This window comes from Thermus thermophilus HB8 (assembly GCF_000091545.1).
Lineage (GTDB): Bacteria > Deinococcota > Deinococci > Deinococcales > Thermaceae > Thermus > Thermus thermophilus.
Genome location: NC_006461.1, coordinates 792,382 through 807,050, shown reverse-complemented (window position 1 = coordinate 807,050; position 14,669 = coordinate 792,382). Strand labels below are relative to the sequence as shown.

15 protein-coding genes and 1 tRNA gene are annotated in these 14,669 nt (G+C 70.3%); 8 read left to right on the top strand and 8 right to left on the bottom strand.

Translation table 11 applies throughout. The annotated features are described in order from the left end of the window. On the top strand, window positions 1-1,371 hold the full coding sequence (locus TTH_RS04345) for a SpoVR family protein (protein ID WP_011228236.1): 1,371 nt from the start codon (window positions 1-3) through the stop codon (window positions 1,369-1,371). Here TTH_RS04345 and TTH_RS04340 read toward each other — a convergent pair. Genes TTH_RS04340 through pdo form a run of 3 tightly spaced genes read right to left on the bottom strand, consistent with a single transcriptional unit; the run spans window position 1,368 to window position 3,263 of the window. Further along, window positions 1,368-2,159 carry a TlpA disulfide reductase family protein gene (locus TTH_RS04340; protein WP_011172934.1) on the bottom strand — a complete coding sequence of 264 codons (792 nt, stop codon included), beginning with the start codon at window positions 2,157-2,159 and terminating at the stop codon, window positions 1,368-1,370. The genes TTH_RS04345 and TTH_RS04340 overlap by 4 nt on opposite strands. After that, a complete protein-coding gene (locus TTH_RS04335; RefSeq protein ID WP_011228235.1) occupies window positions 2,159-2,572 on the bottom strand; it encodes a rhodanese-like domain-containing protein in 414 nt (137 codons plus the stop codon). Before TTH_RS04335 ends, TTH_RS04340 begins: the two co-directional genes overlap by 1 nt. Before the next feature lies 1 nt (window position 2,573). Further along, window positions 2,574-3,263, bottom strand: coding sequence for a protein disulfide oxidoreductase (pdo, locus tag TTH_RS04330; protein WP_011228234.1), 690 nt, complete (start codon window positions 3,261-3,263; stop codon window positions 2,574-2,576). A 169-nt stretch (window positions 3,264-3,432) separates the two neighbouring features. On the opposite strand from pdo, the gene TTH_RS04325 reads away from it, so the two are divergent. From TTH_RS04325 to nfo, 4 genes are read left to right on the top strand one after another with little or no spacing between them, the layout of a single operon-like run. Beyond that, window positions 3,433-4,869 carry an MBL fold metallo-hydrolase gene (locus TTH_RS04325; protein WP_011228233.1) on the top strand — a complete coding sequence of 479 codons (1,437 nt, stop codon included), beginning with the start codon at window positions 3,433-3,435 and terminating at the stop codon, window positions 4,867-4,869. Between the two features lie 57 nt (window positions 4,870-4,926). Continuing rightward, a complete protein-coding gene (locus TTH_RS04320) occupies window positions 4,927-5,583 on the top strand; it encodes a rhodanese-like domain-containing protein (protein WP_011172930.1) in 657 nt (218 codons plus the stop codon). A gap of 1 nt (window position 5,584) precedes the next feature. After that, window positions 5,585-6,337, top strand: coding sequence for a sulfite exporter TauE/SafE family protein (locus TTH_RS04315; protein ID WP_011228232.1), 753 nt, complete (start codon window positions 5,585-5,587; stop codon window positions 6,335-6,337). 25 nt (window positions 6,338-6,362) lie between these two features. Next, a complete protein-coding gene (gene nfo, locus TTH_RS04310) occupies window positions 6,363-7,175 on the top strand; it encodes an endonuclease IV (protein WP_011228231.1) in 813 nt (270 codons plus the stop codon). Between the two features lie 136 nt (window positions 7,176-7,311). Here the strand turns inward: nfo and TTH_RS04305 are convergent, their stop codons facing one another. The 3 genes from TTH_RS04305 to TTH_RS04295 are packed head-to-tail and all read right to left on the bottom strand — an operon-like array spanning window position 7,312 to window position 11,004. Further along, a complete protein-coding gene (locus TTH_RS04305) occupies window positions 7,312-7,971 on the bottom strand; it encodes a site-2 protease family protein (protein WP_011228230.1) in 660 nt (219 codons plus the stop codon). Then, entirely contained in the window at window positions 7,968-8,573 is a 606-nt protein-coding gene (locus TTH_RS04300; protein WP_011172926.1) for a zinc metalloprotease, read from the bottom strand. Before TTH_RS04300 ends, TTH_RS04305 begins: the two co-directional genes overlap by 4 nt. Beyond that, window positions 8,548-11,004 carry a CBS domain-containing protein gene (locus TTH_RS04295; RefSeq protein WP_011228229.1) on the bottom strand — a complete coding sequence of 819 codons (2,457 nt, stop codon included), beginning with the start codon at window positions 11,002-11,004 and terminating at the stop codon, window positions 8,548-8,550. Before TTH_RS04295 ends, TTH_RS04300 begins: the two co-directional genes overlap by 26 nt. A gap of 57 nt (window positions 11,005-11,061) precedes the next feature. Between TTH_RS04295 and TTH_RS04290 the strand changes: the two genes are divergently transcribed. Beyond that, window positions 11,062-11,155, top strand: a tRNA-Ser gene (locus TTH_RS04290). A 92-nt stretch (window positions 11,156-11,247) separates the two neighbouring features. Further along, window positions 11,248-12,867, top strand: coding sequence for a hypothetical protein (locus tag TTH_RS04285; RefSeq protein ID WP_011228228.1), 1,620 nt, complete (start codon window positions 11,248-11,250; stop codon window positions 12,865-12,867). A 7-nt stretch (window positions 12,868-12,874) separates the two neighbouring features. Here the strand turns inward: TTH_RS04285 and TTH_RS04280 are convergent, their stop codons facing one another. Beyond that, window positions 12,875-13,507: a CBS and ACT domain-containing protein gene (locus TTH_RS04280; protein WP_011228227.1), complete on the bottom strand. Its 633-nt coding sequence runs from the start codon at window positions 13,505-13,507 to the stop codon at window positions 12,875-12,877. Window positions 13,508-13,595: 88 nt separating this feature from the next. Then, window positions 13,596-14,042: a hypothetical protein gene (locus TTH_RS04275; protein WP_011228226.1), complete on the bottom strand. Its 447-nt coding sequence runs from the start codon at window positions 14,040-14,042 to the stop codon at window positions 13,596-13,598. Between the two features lie 97 nt (window positions 14,043-14,139). Here TTH_RS04275 and TTH_RS04270 point away from each other — a divergent pair, with 97 nt between their 5' ends. Beyond that, window positions 14,140-14,631 carry an OmpH family outer membrane protein gene (locus tag TTH_RS04270; protein ID WP_011228225.1) on the top strand — a complete coding sequence of 164 codons (492 nt, stop codon included), beginning with the start codon at window positions 14,140-14,142 and terminating at the stop codon, window positions 14,629-14,631. Window positions 14,632-14,669: the final 38 nt, after the last annotated feature.

The following is a 14,669-nucleotide window of genomic DNA, read 5'->3' as shown; positions in this document are numbered from 1 at the left end:
ATGGAGCGGGAACTCGCCCACTGGGTGGAGCGCCTCAGGGAGCGGGCGGAGGCCGAGGGGCTTTCCTTTCCCCCCGTGGCCTTCCAGGAGGTGGGCCCCGAGGAGATGGCCATGCTCGCCGCCTACGGGGGCTTTCCCCGCCGCTACCCCCACTGGCGCTGGGGGAGCGCCTACCTGCACTACCGGGAGACCTACCGCTACGGCCTCGCCCGCATCTACGAGCTCGTGGTGAACACCGTCCCCGTGCAGGCCTACCTCCTCAGGGGCAACCCCCTCCTCGCCCAGAAGCTCGTCGTCGCCCATGTCTACGCCCACGCCGACTTCTTCCAGAACAACCTCGCCTTCAAGCCCATCCCCAAGGACATGCTCGCGGAGATGGCCCACCACGCCGCCTACGTGGAGCGGGCCATGGAGCGGCACGGGGCGAGGAGCGTGGAGGAGTTCCTAGACCTCGCCCTTTCCCTGGAAAACCTCATTGACCCCCACGCCCCTTACATCCAGAGGCCCGCCCAGAAAGAGGAGGAGGCCCCCAAGCGCCTCCCCGTGCGCCCCTACCTGGACCCCTACGTGAACCCGCCCCCCGCCTTCCCCAAAGAGGCGGAGGAGGGGGCAAGCCCCGAGCCCCTCCCCCCGAGGCCCACCCGGGACATCCTGGGCTTTTTGGCCCGCCACGCCCCCCTCGCCCCCTGGCAGAAGGGGATCCTGGAGATCGTCCGGGAGGAGAGCCTCTACTTCGCCCCCCAGGCCGCCACCAAGATCCTGAACGAGGGTTGGGCCACCTACTGGCACACGCGGCTCCTCCTCCCCCTCCTCACCCCGGAGGAGGCCCTGGAGTTCGCCGAGATGCAGGCGAACCTCCTCGCCCCCCACGGCCTGAACCCTTACCGCCTGGGCTACCACCTCCTCATGGAGGTGGAGGAGCGCTGGGACAAGGGGCGCTTCGGCCCCGAGTACGAGGCCTTGCCCCTGGGGGAAAGGCTCCGCTACGAGCGGCCCACGGGGGAAGGCCGGAAGAAGCTCTTCCAGGTGCGCACGGTCTACACCGACCTCAACTTCCTGGAGGAGTTCCTCACCCCGGAGTTCGCCCTAAGGCGGGGCCTCTTTGCCCTCGAGGACCTGCCCCGCTTCGCGGAGGCCAAAAAGGCCCTCCTCTTCCGCCTCACCAACCTGGGCTACCCCATCGTGGAGCTCGTGGACGCCAACTACCAAAACCGCGGGGAGCTTCTCCTCGCCCACGCTTATGAGGGGGTGGAGCTGGACCTGAGGAAGACCAAGGCGGTGCTGGAGAACCTCCACCGCCTCTGGGGCAGGCCCGTCCACCTCAAAACGGTGGTGGGCGGGAAGGAAACCCTCCTTTCCGCCGGCGCCTAGCGGAGGACCCGGAGGTAGCCCAAAAGCAGGGCCTCGGAAAGCTCCCCCAGGTGCCGGGCCACGAGCCGCCCCTCCCGGTCAAAGAAGAAGGTGGTGGGAAGCCCCTGGATGCCCAAGGCCTGGGCAAGCCGGGTCTCGGGGTCCAGAAGAACCCACTCGGGAGAAAGGCCCCTTTCCTCCAAAAAGTTTTTCACCACCAGGGGGCCTTCCCCCTGGCTTACAAAGGCGAAGCGCACCTCCGGGTTCTCCTGAGCGAGGCGCACCATCATGGGGAGCTCCCGGCGGCAGGGGGGGCACCAGGTGGCCCAGGCGTTGAGGACCAGGGGCTTCCCCCGGAAATCGCTGAGGCGTACCTCCGTCCCCCCAAGGGTCGTGAGGGTTAGGTCGGGGAGGCGCGCCTCCTGGGCCGGGGCCTTGCGGACGAGGAAGACCCCCGCCACCAGGGCCGCGGCCAGGGCCGCCCCCAGGGCGTAGCGCCAGAGGTGTTTGGGCAAGGCCATGAGCGTATACCCTCCTCCAGCCAAGATACCCCACCAGGGGTCAAACCCCCCCTGCCAGACGTAGAGAACGGCGAGGGGGTCCTTGGCGTAAACCGACGCGTTCTCCAAGACAAAGCCAAGCCTGGCCCCCAGAAGGCCCACAAAAACGGCGCCCTGGCCCCAGGAGGAAAGCCTCCGGTCCACCCGGCGGGCAAAAAGCTCCGCCACCCCCACCAGGGCGAGGAGGGCCAAGGCCACCTGCACCCTCACCCAGGGGATGGCCAAGGGGCCCACCTGAAGGGCGTCCATCACCGGACCAGGGGATACCCCGCCCGCGCTATGGCCAGCACCCCGCCCTCCACGTTGTAGAGGTTCGTGTAGCCCTTCCGCGCCAGGTACTCCGCCGCCTTTCGGCTCCGGTTGCCGCTACGGCAGTAGAGGTAGACGGGCCGGTCCTTGGGGATCCGGTCCGCCCACCGGGCCACCTCCTCCACGGGGAGGTTAATGGCCCCGGGGACGTGGCCCTGGGCGAACTCCCCCGGGGTCCTCACGTCCACCACCACCGCCCCGGCGGCCAAGGCCTCGTAGAGCTCCTCGGGGCCCACGTTCTCGTAGCTTCCCTTGGGGCCGCAGGCGGCGAGGAAGAGGAGGAGGGCGAGGGTCAGCGAGGCCGCCTGGATCAGCGGAGCGACCTTGGGGCCGAAGAGGGCGCGGCGGGTCATGCTAGGCCCGGACCCCCACGGCCTTCCGGATGGCCTGGAGGAACTGGGAGAGGGGCTGGGCCCCGAGGACGCGCTCCTTGCCGTGGTTGATGATGGTGTCCGGCACGCCGTGGATGCGGTAGCGGTCGGAGAGGGCGGGGAACTCGTTGGCCTCAATCATCTCGCCCCACACCTTGGGGGAGGCGTAGGCCAGGCGGTGGGCGGTGCGCACCGCCTGCGGGCAGTAGGGGCAGGTGGGGGTGACGAAGACCTGGAGGACCACCTCCTCGGGGAGGTCGTTGAGCTCCTGGACCACGTTCTCAGGGAGGCCGTGCCCATCCCGGCCCAGCATCTCGATGTCCTCGAGGAGGCTCGCGAACTCGTAGCCCGCGGGGATCCCCCGGTAACGGAGGTTGATGGCCTCCGAACCCTTCTCGCGAAGGATAAGGGTGGGCGCGGCCTCCACCTTGTAGGCCCCGGCCTTCTCCCTCCCCTCGGGGGTGGCCAGGTCGTAGACCACCAGGTGGAGCTTGTCGGAGAGGGCGGAAAGCTCCTCCAGAAGCTGCTTCGTCTCCTTGCAGTAGAGGCAGGGCTCCTTCCCCGGGGCGATCAAGGTGGAGGAGTCGGTGAAGAGCACCATCTCCACGTCCCGGGTGAGGTTGGCCAGCCTTTCCCGCACGATCTCTTGCTCTTTGGGTCCCAAAAGCGCCATGTTCACCTCCGGAATACCCCGGTAGGGGTACGTCCAGGCCCTAACTATACCAGATAAAGAGCCCCGAGGAAAGAGCGCACTTTCACGTTCCCGCGGCTTGACACCATTACCCCCCATGGGTATACTCTGCCCCGAGGAGGGACAAAGGTCCCTCACCGGAGGTGAAGCCATGATCTTTCGCCAGATCCACGAGGAAGGCCTCGCGCAGATGAGCTACCTCCTGGGCTGCGCCGCCACCGGGGAGGCCCTGGTGGTGGACCCCAGGCGGGACGTGGACGTGTACCTGGAGCTCGCCCAGTCCTTGGGCCTCCGCATCACCGCCATCGCCGAGACCCACATCCACGCCGACTACCTCTCGGGGGCGAGGGAGCTCGCCCGGGCCACGGGGGCCACCCTGTACCTCTCCGACGAGGGGGACGAGAACTGGAAGTACAAGGGCCTCGAGGGCTTCCCCCACGTCCTCCTCAAGGACGGGGACGAGTTCAAGGTGGGGAACATCCGCGTCCGGGCGGTCCACACCCCGGGCCACACCCCCGAGCACCTCTCCTTCCTGGTGGCGGACGGGGCGGTGACGGACGAGCCCCTCCTCTTCCTCACGGGGGACTTCGTCTTCGTGGGGGACGTGGGCCGGCCGGACCTTTTGGAAGAGGCGGCGGGGATCAAGGGCACGGCGGAGCCCGGGGCGAGGCGGATGTTTAGGAGCCTCAAGGAAAAGTTCCTCACCCTTCCCGACCACGTCCAGGTCTGGCCCGGCCACGGGGCGGGCTCCGCCTGCGGCAAGGCGCTTGGGGCCCTCCCGGCCACCACCGTGGGGTACGAACGCCGCCACGCCTGGTGGGCGGAGTACCTGGAGCGGGACGACGAGGAGGGGTTCGTGAAGGCCCTCCTCCAGGGCCAGCCCGAGGCCCCCACCTACTTCAAGGAGATGAAGCGGCTGAACCGGGACGGGATGGCCATCCTGGGCGGCCTTCCCCACCCGGGCCGCCTCACCCCGGCCCAGTTTGAGCGCTGGCTGAGGGAGGGGGCCATCCTCGTGGACACCCGGGACAAGTTCGCCTTCGCCGGCGGGCACATCCCGGGGAGCATCAACATCCCCGCGGGGAAGAACTTCTCCACCTGGGCGGGCTGGCTCCTCCCCTACGACCGCCCCCTCGTCCTCCTCGCCCGGCCCGAGGAGGTGGAGGCCCTCACCCGGGCCCTCGTCCGCATCGGCCTGGACGAGGTGGTGGGGTACATCCCGGGGCTGGAGGGCTACGCCCAGGGCGAGCTGGAAACCGTCCCCCAGGTCACCGCCAAGGAGGCCAAGGAGCTCTGGGAGAAGGGGAAGGCCTTCGTCCTGGACGTGCGCGGGCGGGACGAGTACCTCGCGGGGCACATCCCCGGGGCCCAAAACATCCACGCGGGCCGCGTCCTCGCCCACCTGGACCGGCTCCCCAAGGACAGGCCCCTCATCGTCCACTGCGTGGGCGGGGACCGCTCCAGCACCGCCATCAGCGCCCTACTGGCCCACGGTTTTAGAAACGCCCTGAACCTCACCGGGGGGATCAAGGCTTGGCGGGAGGCGGGCTTCCCCGTGGTGCAGGGCGAGGAACTGGTGCAGGCCTAAGCGAGCCCACCCCGGCCTGGGCCGGGGTGGGCCGCCCAGACCCCAAGGAGGTTTTCCATGTACGAGACCCAGGTGCAAGAACTTTCCCCCGAAGAGGCCAAGCGGCTTTACGACCAAGGGGTGCCCTTTTTTGACGTGCGCGAGGTGGAGGAGTACGCCCAGGCCCGGATCCCCGGGGCCCGACTCCTCCCCCTTTCCGAGTTCATGGCCCGCTACGGGGAGATCCCCAAGGACACCCCGGTGGTCCTCTACTGCCGCACGGGCAACCGCTCCTGGCAGGCGGCGGCCTGGCTCAGCGCCCAGGGCTACCGGGTGTACAACCTCGAGGGCGGCATCGTCCGCTGGTACCGGGCGGGCCTCCCCGTGGACACCACGCCCATGGAAGCGGCCTACAGGGCCACGCCCTACCAGGAGGTGGGGCCGGAAGAGGCGAAGGCTCTCCTGGAGGAGGCCTTCGTGGTGGACGTGCGGGAGGCGTGGGAGTACGGGGAGGGCCACGTCCCGGGCGCCGTGAACATCCCCCTCTCCACCCTGCCCCAGAGGCTTGCCGAGCTTCCCAAGGACAGGCCCATCCTCCTCGTGTGCAACTCGGGGAACCGCTCGGGCGTGGCGGCGGAGTTCCTCGTGGCCCAGGGGTTTGACGGGGAAAGGGTCTACAACCTCGAGGGGGGCACCTACGCCTGGGCGTCCCGGGGCCTCCCTCTAGAGCGGTAAGATGACGCTTCCTGCCCTCGTGGGCGCCCTCCTCATCGGCCTCTCCCTGGGGCTTTTGGGCTCGGGGGGGTCCATCCTCACCGTGCCCGTCCTCGTCTACCTCCTGGGGGAGCCCCCCAAGCAGGCCATCGCCGAAAGCCTCCTCATCGTGGGCGGGATCGCCCTCCTCGGGGCGGTCCCCTACGCCCTGAGGGGCCTCGTGGACTTCCGCAACGTCCTCTTCTTCGGCCTGCCGGGGATGGCGGGGACCTACCTCGGGGCGTGGCTTTCCCGCTTCGTCTCGGGCCAGGTCCAGCTCCTCACCTTCGCCCTGGTCATGCTCCTCGCCGCCTACTTCATGGCGAGGCCCCTCCCCTTGAGGCGCCAAGAAGGCGGGCGCACACCCTGGAAAATCGTCCTGGAGGGCCTTTTCGTGGGAGCCCTCACCGGGTTCGTGGGGGTGGGGGGCGGGTTTTTGATCGTCCCCGCCCTGGTCCTCCTGGGGGGGCTTCCCATGCACCTCGCCGTGGGCACGAGCCTCCTCATCATCGCCATGAAGTCCTTCGCCGGCTTCTACAAGTACCTCCACCTCCTCCCCGCCCTCGGCCTCTCGGTGAACTACCAGGTGGCGGGGCTCTTCGTCCTCGTGGGCTTCCTCGGAAGCCTCCTCGGGGGGAGGGTGGCGGTGCGCCTGCCCCAGGAGAGCCTGAAGCGGGGCTTCGCCCTCTTCCTGGTGGCCATGGGGGTCTTCATCGTGGCCCAGAACCTAGGCTAAGCGCCCCTGTGGTAGGCTTCGGGGGATGCCGCGCTACGGGTTCCACCTTTCCATCGCCGGGAAAAAGGGCGTGGCCGGGGCGGTGGAGGAAGCCACCGCCCTCGGCCTCACCGCTTTCCAGATCTTCGCCAAAAGCCCGCGGAGCTGGCGCCCAAGGGCCCTCTCCCCGGCCGAGGTGGAGGCCTTCCGCGCCTTAAGGGAGGCCTCCGGGGGCCTCCCCGCCGTGATCCACGCCTCCTACCTGGTCAACCTGGGGGCGGAGGGGGAGCTTTGGGAGAAGAGCGTGGCGAGCCTGGCGGACGACCTGGAGAAGGCCGCCCTCCTCGGGGTGGAGTACGTGGTCGTCCACCCCGGCTCGGGCCGCCCCGAGCGGGTCAAGGAAGGGGCCCTCAAGGCCCTGCGCCTCGCCGGCGTCCGCTCCCGCCCCGTCCTCCTCGTGGAGAACACCGCTGGGGGTGGGGAGAAGGTGGGGGCGCGGTTTGAGGAGCTCGCCTGGCTCGTGGCGGACACCCCCCTCCAGGTCTGCCTGGACACCTGCCACGCCTACGCCGCCGGGTACGACGTGGCCGAGGACCCCTTGGGGGTCCTGGACGCCTTGGACCGGGCCGTGGGCCTGGAGCGGGTGCCCGTGGTCCACCTCAACGACTCCGTGGGCGGCCTCGGAAGCCGCGTGGACCACCACGCCCACCTCCTCCAGGGAAAGATCGGGGAGGGGCTCAAGCGCGTCTTTTTGGACCCGAGGCTCAAGGACCGGGTCTTCATCCTGGAAACCCCCAGGGGACCGGAGGAGGACGCCTGGAACCTCCGGGTCTTTAGGGCCTGGCTCGAGGAGGCCTAAGCGCCCCACCCTGGCCTTGGGCCGAAGGGGAGGCCCCTAAGTATCCCACCGCGGCTTTCGCCGCGGTGGGGGCCCCAAATTAGCTTCCCAAGCCTTATTCCGCGCACCTCATGCTGCGAAGCCGACGTGCGGACACTTAGCCCAAAAGGAGGGTGAAGAAGACCCGGCGGGCGAAGGCCAAGACCTCCTGGATGGGCCCCCTGAGGACCGTGAGGATGAGGAGGAAGGAAAGCCAGGCGTACTGCTCCAGCCGCCAAAGCCAAGGGTGCCAGGCCAAAGGGAGAAGGCTTTGGAGGATCTTGGAGCCGTCCAGGGGGGGTATGGGGAGGAGGTTGAAGACGGCGAGGACGAGGTTGATGGAGCTCGCCACGTAGGCGGCGAGGGCCAGAAGCCCCAGGGCGGAGCCCCCGCTCCCCCGGAAGGCCCCATAGACCCCCTCCGGGTCCAGGGCGAAGAGGCCCCGCACCGTCAAGGCGAAGAGAACGGCGAGGGCCAGGTTCACCAGGATCCCGGCCACGGAGACGGCGAAGAGGCCCAGGCGGTAGGCCCTGAAGGCGGGAGGATAAATGGGCACGGGGCGCGCCCAGCCGAAGCCCACGAGGAGGAGAAGGAGGGTTCCCAAAGGGTCCAGGTGCCGCAAGGGGTTCAGGCTGAGCCGCCCCTGGCGCTTGGCCGTGTCGTCCCCGAAGAGGTGGGCGGCGTAGGCGTGGCCCACCTCGTGGAGGACGAGGCTCATCACCAAGGCCGAGAAGGCGAGGAGGAAGGCGAGGGGGTCTTCTTGCAGGAGGGCGATCATAGCCCGAGGGCCCGGTAGAGGGTGGCGAGGAGGCCGGAAAGCCCCCGGACCACCGCGTCGGTTACGCCGGTGTAGGAGAGGAGGAGGAAGATGACGAGGAAGCCCACGGGGCCGTAGGAGGCGAGCTGGTCCAGGAAGCGGCGGGCCTCGAGGCCCCCCACGGCGTAGAGGGCCCTGGCCCCGTCCAAGGGGGGCACGGGGAAGAGGTAGATGGCGGCGTGGAGGAGCATCAGGCGCTGGCCCAAAGCGAACCCCTCGCCGAAGGGGTAGGGCAAGAAGCGGGCGAGAAGGCCGTAGACGAAGGCGGCCGCGAGGAAGCCCAGGGGCCCCATCAGGGCCACCATCGCCCCCTTGCGCCCAGGGAGGCGGCTTGGGACGAACCGGGGCCAGCCGAAGCCCAGAAGGGCGAGGAGGACGAGGCCTAAGGGCTCCAGGTGGACCCGGGGATCCAGGCGCAAGAAGCCGTACCGCCTTGGGGCCACCTCCCCGTAGCGGTCGGCGAGCCAGGCCTGGAAGAGGTTGTGGAGGATGAGCCCGAAGGCCCCGAGGAGGAAGGCCAGGAGGAAGACCGGCGGATCATTCAGGTAGGGCAAGAGTCCCATCGCCCAACAGTTTACGGGCTAAGGCCAGCTCCTCCTCAAAGCTCCGCACCTCCCCCCGCCTGCGGGCCTCGGCCACCCGGCGCAAAATCTCCCCCACCTTGGGGCCCGGCTTCAAGCCGAGCTTGAGGAGGTCCCGGCCCATGAGGACCCGCCGCTCGGCCTTAAGCCAGGCCTCCTTTTCCGGGAAGAGGGCGAGGAAGGCGGCCCTGAGGGGCTCCCGCCCCAAGGCCTCCTTGGGCACCTCCTCCCCCCGGGAGGCGGCGAGGAGGAGGGCAAGCCCCTCCCTTAGCCTCCCGGGAAGGGCGAGCCAGGCCGCCCGCTCCAGGGGGTCCTTCTGGTGGAAGAGGAGGAGGAGAAGCCGGGCCTCGCCGAGGCCCTCCTCGGCCCGGAGCCTAAGGAAGGGGGCCTCGGGAGGAAGGTCCAGGCCGTAGAGGGCCTTAAGGGCACCGAGCTCGGCGAGAAGGGCCAAGGCCCGGTAGAAGGCCTCCTCCTCCAGGGTGAGGAGGAGCTCTTCCCGGAGGCGGCTCCGGCTCGCCCCCGCCACCACCTCGGGGAGGAGGGCGGGGGCGAGAAGCCGCGGCACCTCCTCGGCGAAGCGGAAGCCCAGGCGGGCGGCCAGCCTCGCCCCCCGCACCACGCGGGTGGGGTCCTCCACGAAGGCGAGGGGGTGGAGGGGGCGGAGGAGGCGGGCCTCCAGGTCCCTAAGCCCCCCGTAGGGGTCCAAAAAGGCGAGGCCGCCCAGGTCCACGGCCATGGCGTTCACGCTGTAGTCCCGGCGCTCCAGGTCCCGGGCGATGGGGGCCCGGCGCACCTCGGGAAGGGCCCCGGGGTAGGGGTAGACCTCCTCGCGGCTTTCCGCCAGGTCCACCACGAGCCCGAAGGGGAGGCGGACCCGGGCGGTGCCGAAGGCGTAGTGGAGGCCGTAGCTTCCGCCGAAGCGGTCCACCAGGAACTGGGCCACCCGGGCCACCTCCACCCCGGGCCCCACGGCGAGGTCCAGGTCCGGGCCAGACCGGCCCAAAAGGGCGTCCCGCACCGCCCCCCCCACCAGGTAGACCCCCTCGGGGAAAGCCTCCCTCAGGGCCTCCACCACCCGAAAAACCCCGCTGGGAAGGGCTTTTAGGACCCGCTCGGCCAGGGTGGGCTCGGGCCTGGGGGCGCTCCGGTAGAGGTCGGTCCGGGTGTAGATCCCGAGAAGCCGCCACCCTTCCCCCGCCCGCTCCCCCACGAGCACCCGCCCCCCGGCCTCCCGCAGGCGGGGCTCCACCTGGGAAAGGGGGGTGGAGGGGGGAAGGACCACCGCCCGGACCAGAAATCCCTCCACCGGGTGGTCGCCGAACCCCAGGCGCACCGCCTTGCGGAGGTCCCGCCTGCGGGCAAGCCCCAGCACCCTAACCCCCTCGCCCAAAGGCTCCACCACGGGCATGGCCCCGTAACCCCGCTCTTCCAGCTGGCGGAGGGCCTCGCGCACGGAGGTGGGGCGGAGGGTCTCCACGGGGGCGGTCATCGCCTGGCCCAGGGTGGGCTCGGGGTCCAGGAAGGCCTCCAGGGTTTCCAAAAGCCGGGCCAGGGCCCGCCCCTTGCCCCGCACCCGGGCGAAGGCCGCCCGGGCGTGCCCGCCCCCGCCCAAGGCGCCAAGCCACCGCCCCACGTCCAGCCGGGCCTTGCTCCGGGCGATGAGGAGGGTGTCCCCCCCGAGCCGCAAGGCCAGGAGGACCCCGTCCGCCTCGTAGAGGTCCAGCAGGGTGTGAGCGAGGGGGGCAAGGGCGGGCACGTACCCCTTCTCCCGGGCCCGGGCCACGAGGAGCCTGAACCCTTTCCGCTCCACGAGGTGGGCGGTCTTCAGAAGCTGGGAGAGGATCTCCCGGGCCTCCTCGCCGAAGCGGGGGCGGACCCAGTCCCGGACGCGGGCGACCTCGGCCCCCTGCCGGAGGAGGTGGCCTGCGGCCTCGAGGTCCTCCGGGGTGGTGGAGGGGAAGCTGAACCCCCCCGTGTCCTCCCAGAGGCCGGCGTAGGCCAGGGTGGCCTCCAAGGGGTCCAGGGCCACGCCCCGCTCAAGGAGGAGGGGCACGAGGAGGCTCACCGTGGCCCCCACCGGGGCCACCCTCCCCCCCACGGCGGGCACGTCCCCCGGGGTCCTCGGGTGGTGGTCGTAGACGAGGAAGGGCACCCGGCCCACCAGGGCGGCGAGGGGCCCGAGGCGCTCGGGGCGGGCGTTGTCCACGAGGACCACCTCCCGCACCCGGTCCAGGGGGATCTCGCTCGCGGGCACCAGGTCCAGCCGGTCCTCAAGAAGGGGAAGGACCTCCCTCAAAACCCCTTCCACGCCCCCCACCAGGGCGAGGACGCTCCCCGGGTAAAGCCGCCCCGCCAGGACCATGGAGCCCAGGGCGTCAAAGTCCAGGTTTTCGTGGGCCGCCACGACCCGCACGGCCCCAGTCTACCTTGACGGAGGCGGACGGCGCTGGTACACTCCTTTTTGGCACTTGGAGAGGTGCCCGAGTGGCTGAAGGGACACGACTGGAAATCGTGTAGGGGGGCTTAAACCTCCCTCGCGGGTTCGAATCCCGCCCTCTCCGCCAAAAGGCCCCGGCGAAGGCCGGGGCTTCCCTTTTCCCGTGGGCCCGCGCCGCCTCCGGGGCCCTTTGGGCGCGGAAAATGGTATGGTTCTCCCGTGCGGCGCTGGCTCCTGCTTTTGCCCCTGCTCGCGGCCCCGGCCTGGGCCAAATGCGCGGACCGACCCTACGTCCTGGAGACGGAAGAAGGGCTTCTCGGCGGGGAGAACCTGAGCTACGAGGAGGGGGTGCTCCTCGTGGAGGGCCGGGCCTGCCTGGAGCGTCCGGGCCTCGCCCTCGAGGCCCCCTGGATCCGCTACCTGGAGGAGGAGGGGGGCTTCCTCGCCCCCAGGCTTTCCGGGGAGGTGGAGGGGTGGCGGCTTCAGGCGGAGGGGATGGAGGGCAAGGCCCTCCTCCGGGTGCGCCTCGCCAAGGGGAGCCTCCGGGCGGAGGCGGAGCGCCTCCTCCTGGAACGCCCCCCCAAGGGGGAGGGGGTCTTCCTGGAGGCCCCGGCCTACCGGGTCCGGGCCGAGCGGGCCACCTTCACCGGGGAGGAGGCCCGCCTTCAGGGCTTCCTCGCCACCCCCTGCCCCTGCGGCGAGGACCTGCGGCTCGCCATGGAGGAGGCCCTTTTCCGGGTGGACACGGGAGAGCTCGTGGGGGACGCCGCCCTGGGCCTCTTTGGCCTCGAGGTGCCCCTGGAGGAGGCCCGCCTCAACGTCCACCGGAGGCCGAGCCTGACAAGCCCCTTCGTCCTCTCCGCCACGGAAGAGGAAGGGCTCACCCTGGGCCTCAAAGACCTCCCCCTCCCCCAGCCCGGGGAGGAGGTCGGCCGCTGGAGCCGCCGCCTCACCGTCATGGGGACGGGCCTCAACTCCCCCCAGGCCGCCCTCCTCCTGGGCCTCAAGGAGGGAGGCCTCGGGGCCGAGGTCCAGCTGGGCTACGCCGCCGGGGTTCGGGCCTTCGGGGAAGGCGTCTACCTGGCCTACACCCCCGACCCCCCCGACGCCACCACCCCGAGGCTCGAGGCCCGCTACGCCCCCTCCCTCCGCCTGGAGGGCCTTGCCCTCACCCCCTTCCTCCGCTACGCCGAGACCGAAGCGCGGACGGGCCTCACCCTGGGGGCGGAGGGGAGCTACCGCCTCGAGGCCCGGGAAGGACCCTTCCGCCTCGCCCTCACGCCCTCCGCCCTCCTCGCCCTCTACCCCGGCCTCGGCCACGACCCCTACCTCGTCCTCGGGGGGAGCGCCGAGGTGGGCTACGGCGAAGGCCCCTTCCGGGCCCGCCTCCTCTACGCCGGCCGGTACGCCGCCCTAAGCCCCACCCCCGCCTTCGCCCACGAGGAGCGGGCCGAGTTCCAAAGCCTCCAGGTGGAGGCGGGCTTCGCGGGGGCAAGCCTCCTCTACCGGCTGGAAAACCCCTTGGGGGACCGGGTGGACCGGGTGGAGGCCGCCTACGCGGCGGAGGGCCTTGGCCGCCTGGCCCTGGCCTGGGTGCGGGGAAGCTACGCGGAGTGGCGCCTCGCCTACGCCCCGCCCCTGCCGCAAAGGACCTGCTGCCAGGCCCTGTGGCTCGCCCCCGAGCTGGGCCTGGGCCCCGAGGGGCCAAGCCGCTACGGCCTCACCCTGCGCTACTACGACGGCTGCTTCGCCTACGAGGTGCGGGCGGCCCGGGTCCTCCAGGGCCAGCACGACGAGGCCACGGGCTACACCCTAAGCTTCGGCCTCACCCTGCGCTAAGCGGACCTTACCCCGGACGCACGTCCACCACCCGCTCCCCGGCGGCCTCGAGCCTCTTGGGAACCCCCTCCACGTCCTCCCCCACCACCCGCATCACCAGGCGCTGGTAGCCGGGAAGGTGGGCCGCGGTGGCGATGGAGACGATGTTGGCGGGGGGAACGGCCTGGGCCATCTGGGCCAGGGCCCCGGGGACGTCGGGGATGTCCACGGTGATGCGGAGGCCCCCAAGCTTCAGGCCCAGGACCTCAATGAAGGCCCGGAGCACGTCCGTCACCGTAATGATCCCCACGAGCCTCTCCCCCTCCATCACGGGAAGGCCGCCGATCTTCCGCTCCTCCATGAGGAGGGCCGCCTTCTCCAAGGGCGCGTCCGCCTCCACGGTGACCACGGGCCGGGCCATGACCTCCCGCACCGTGAGCTTGGCGAGGAGGTAGTTCATCTCCCAGACGGAAAGGGTGGTGGCCTTGGAGGGCATGGCGTCCTTGAGGTCCTTGTCGGTCACGAGCCCCACGAGCCTCCCCCCCTCCATCACGGGAAGGCGCCGGAAGCCCTTCTCCTTGAGGAGGCGGATGGCCTCCAGGACGGGGGTGTCCGGGGCCACCACCACGGGGTCCTTGGTCATCCAGTCCCTGACCAGCATCCTGCCACCTCCTAGGGGCCAGTCTAGGCCCAAAATCTAGAGAAAAATGTCCCGCCCCCGTGGAGGCGGGAAGCCACGCCTTCTTCCTTCAGCGCAGGTTCACGCCGAGGACGACCCGGCTGGACCCACCCCCGCCGAAGGGGTAGTAGTACTCCCCGTCCAGGAAGAAGCCCGTGCGGGGGTCAAAGAGGACCTCCGCCCCCAAGGAGAGGTGCACCCCCACGGCGCTTGCGTCCGCGATCCTCGCCCCGAGGCCCCCGCCGAAGTAGGGCCGGATCCCCCGCAGGTCCCGGTCCAGCTGGCCGAGGTCGGGCTTGAAGAGGACCTCCCCGCCCAAAAGGAAGCTGGGCCCCGAGGGGAAGAGGTCGCCGAAGGCCCGGAAGGCCAGGTTCCGCTCCAGGGGGGCCTCGAGGGCGAGGCCGAGCCCCGCCCCCCCAGGGGGAAGGACGAGCCGGAAGCCCACCGCCCGCTGCCCCAAGGCCATGGAGAAAAGAAGCGTTCCCAAAAGCGCCACAAGCCCAAACGCCTTGCGCATACCGAACCTCCGAGGCCAAGCCTAACGGGTTTGGCCTAAGCCCGCCATAGACCTTTCTCTCACAAGCCCTTCACCCAAAGAGGCTAAGCTTGGCGGCATGAAGAGGCTACCCTTGATCGGCGTCCTCCTCGCCCTCGGCGCCCTCCTCACCCCGATGCTGGCCCAGAACAAGACGGTGGCAAGCCGCGTGGGCTTCGTGGACGCGGACGCCCTGGTCCAGGCCCACCCCGACTACAAGAAGATCCAGGAGGTCCAGTCCCAGGCCCGCAAGGAGCTCGCCCCCCTGGAGGAGAAGCTCAAGCCCCTGGACGAGAAGGTGCGCGCGGGCCAGGCCACGGCCAAGGAGCGCCAGGACTACGAGGCCTTGGCCAAGACCTACCAGGCCACCCTCAAGAAGTGGCAGGACCGGCAGAACCAGGTGCTCAAGCCCATCCTCGAGGACGTGGACAAGGCCATCGCCAAGGTGGCCAAGGCCCAGGGCTTCTCCGTGGTGATGAGCCGCCAGGTGGCGGCCCAGTCGGGGCTCGTGGTCTACGCCGACGAGGACACGGACCTGACCCAGGCGGTGATCCAGGAGCTCAAGCGCTAGCGGCCCAAGGCCCAATAGGGGGGCGGCCTGCCCCCCTA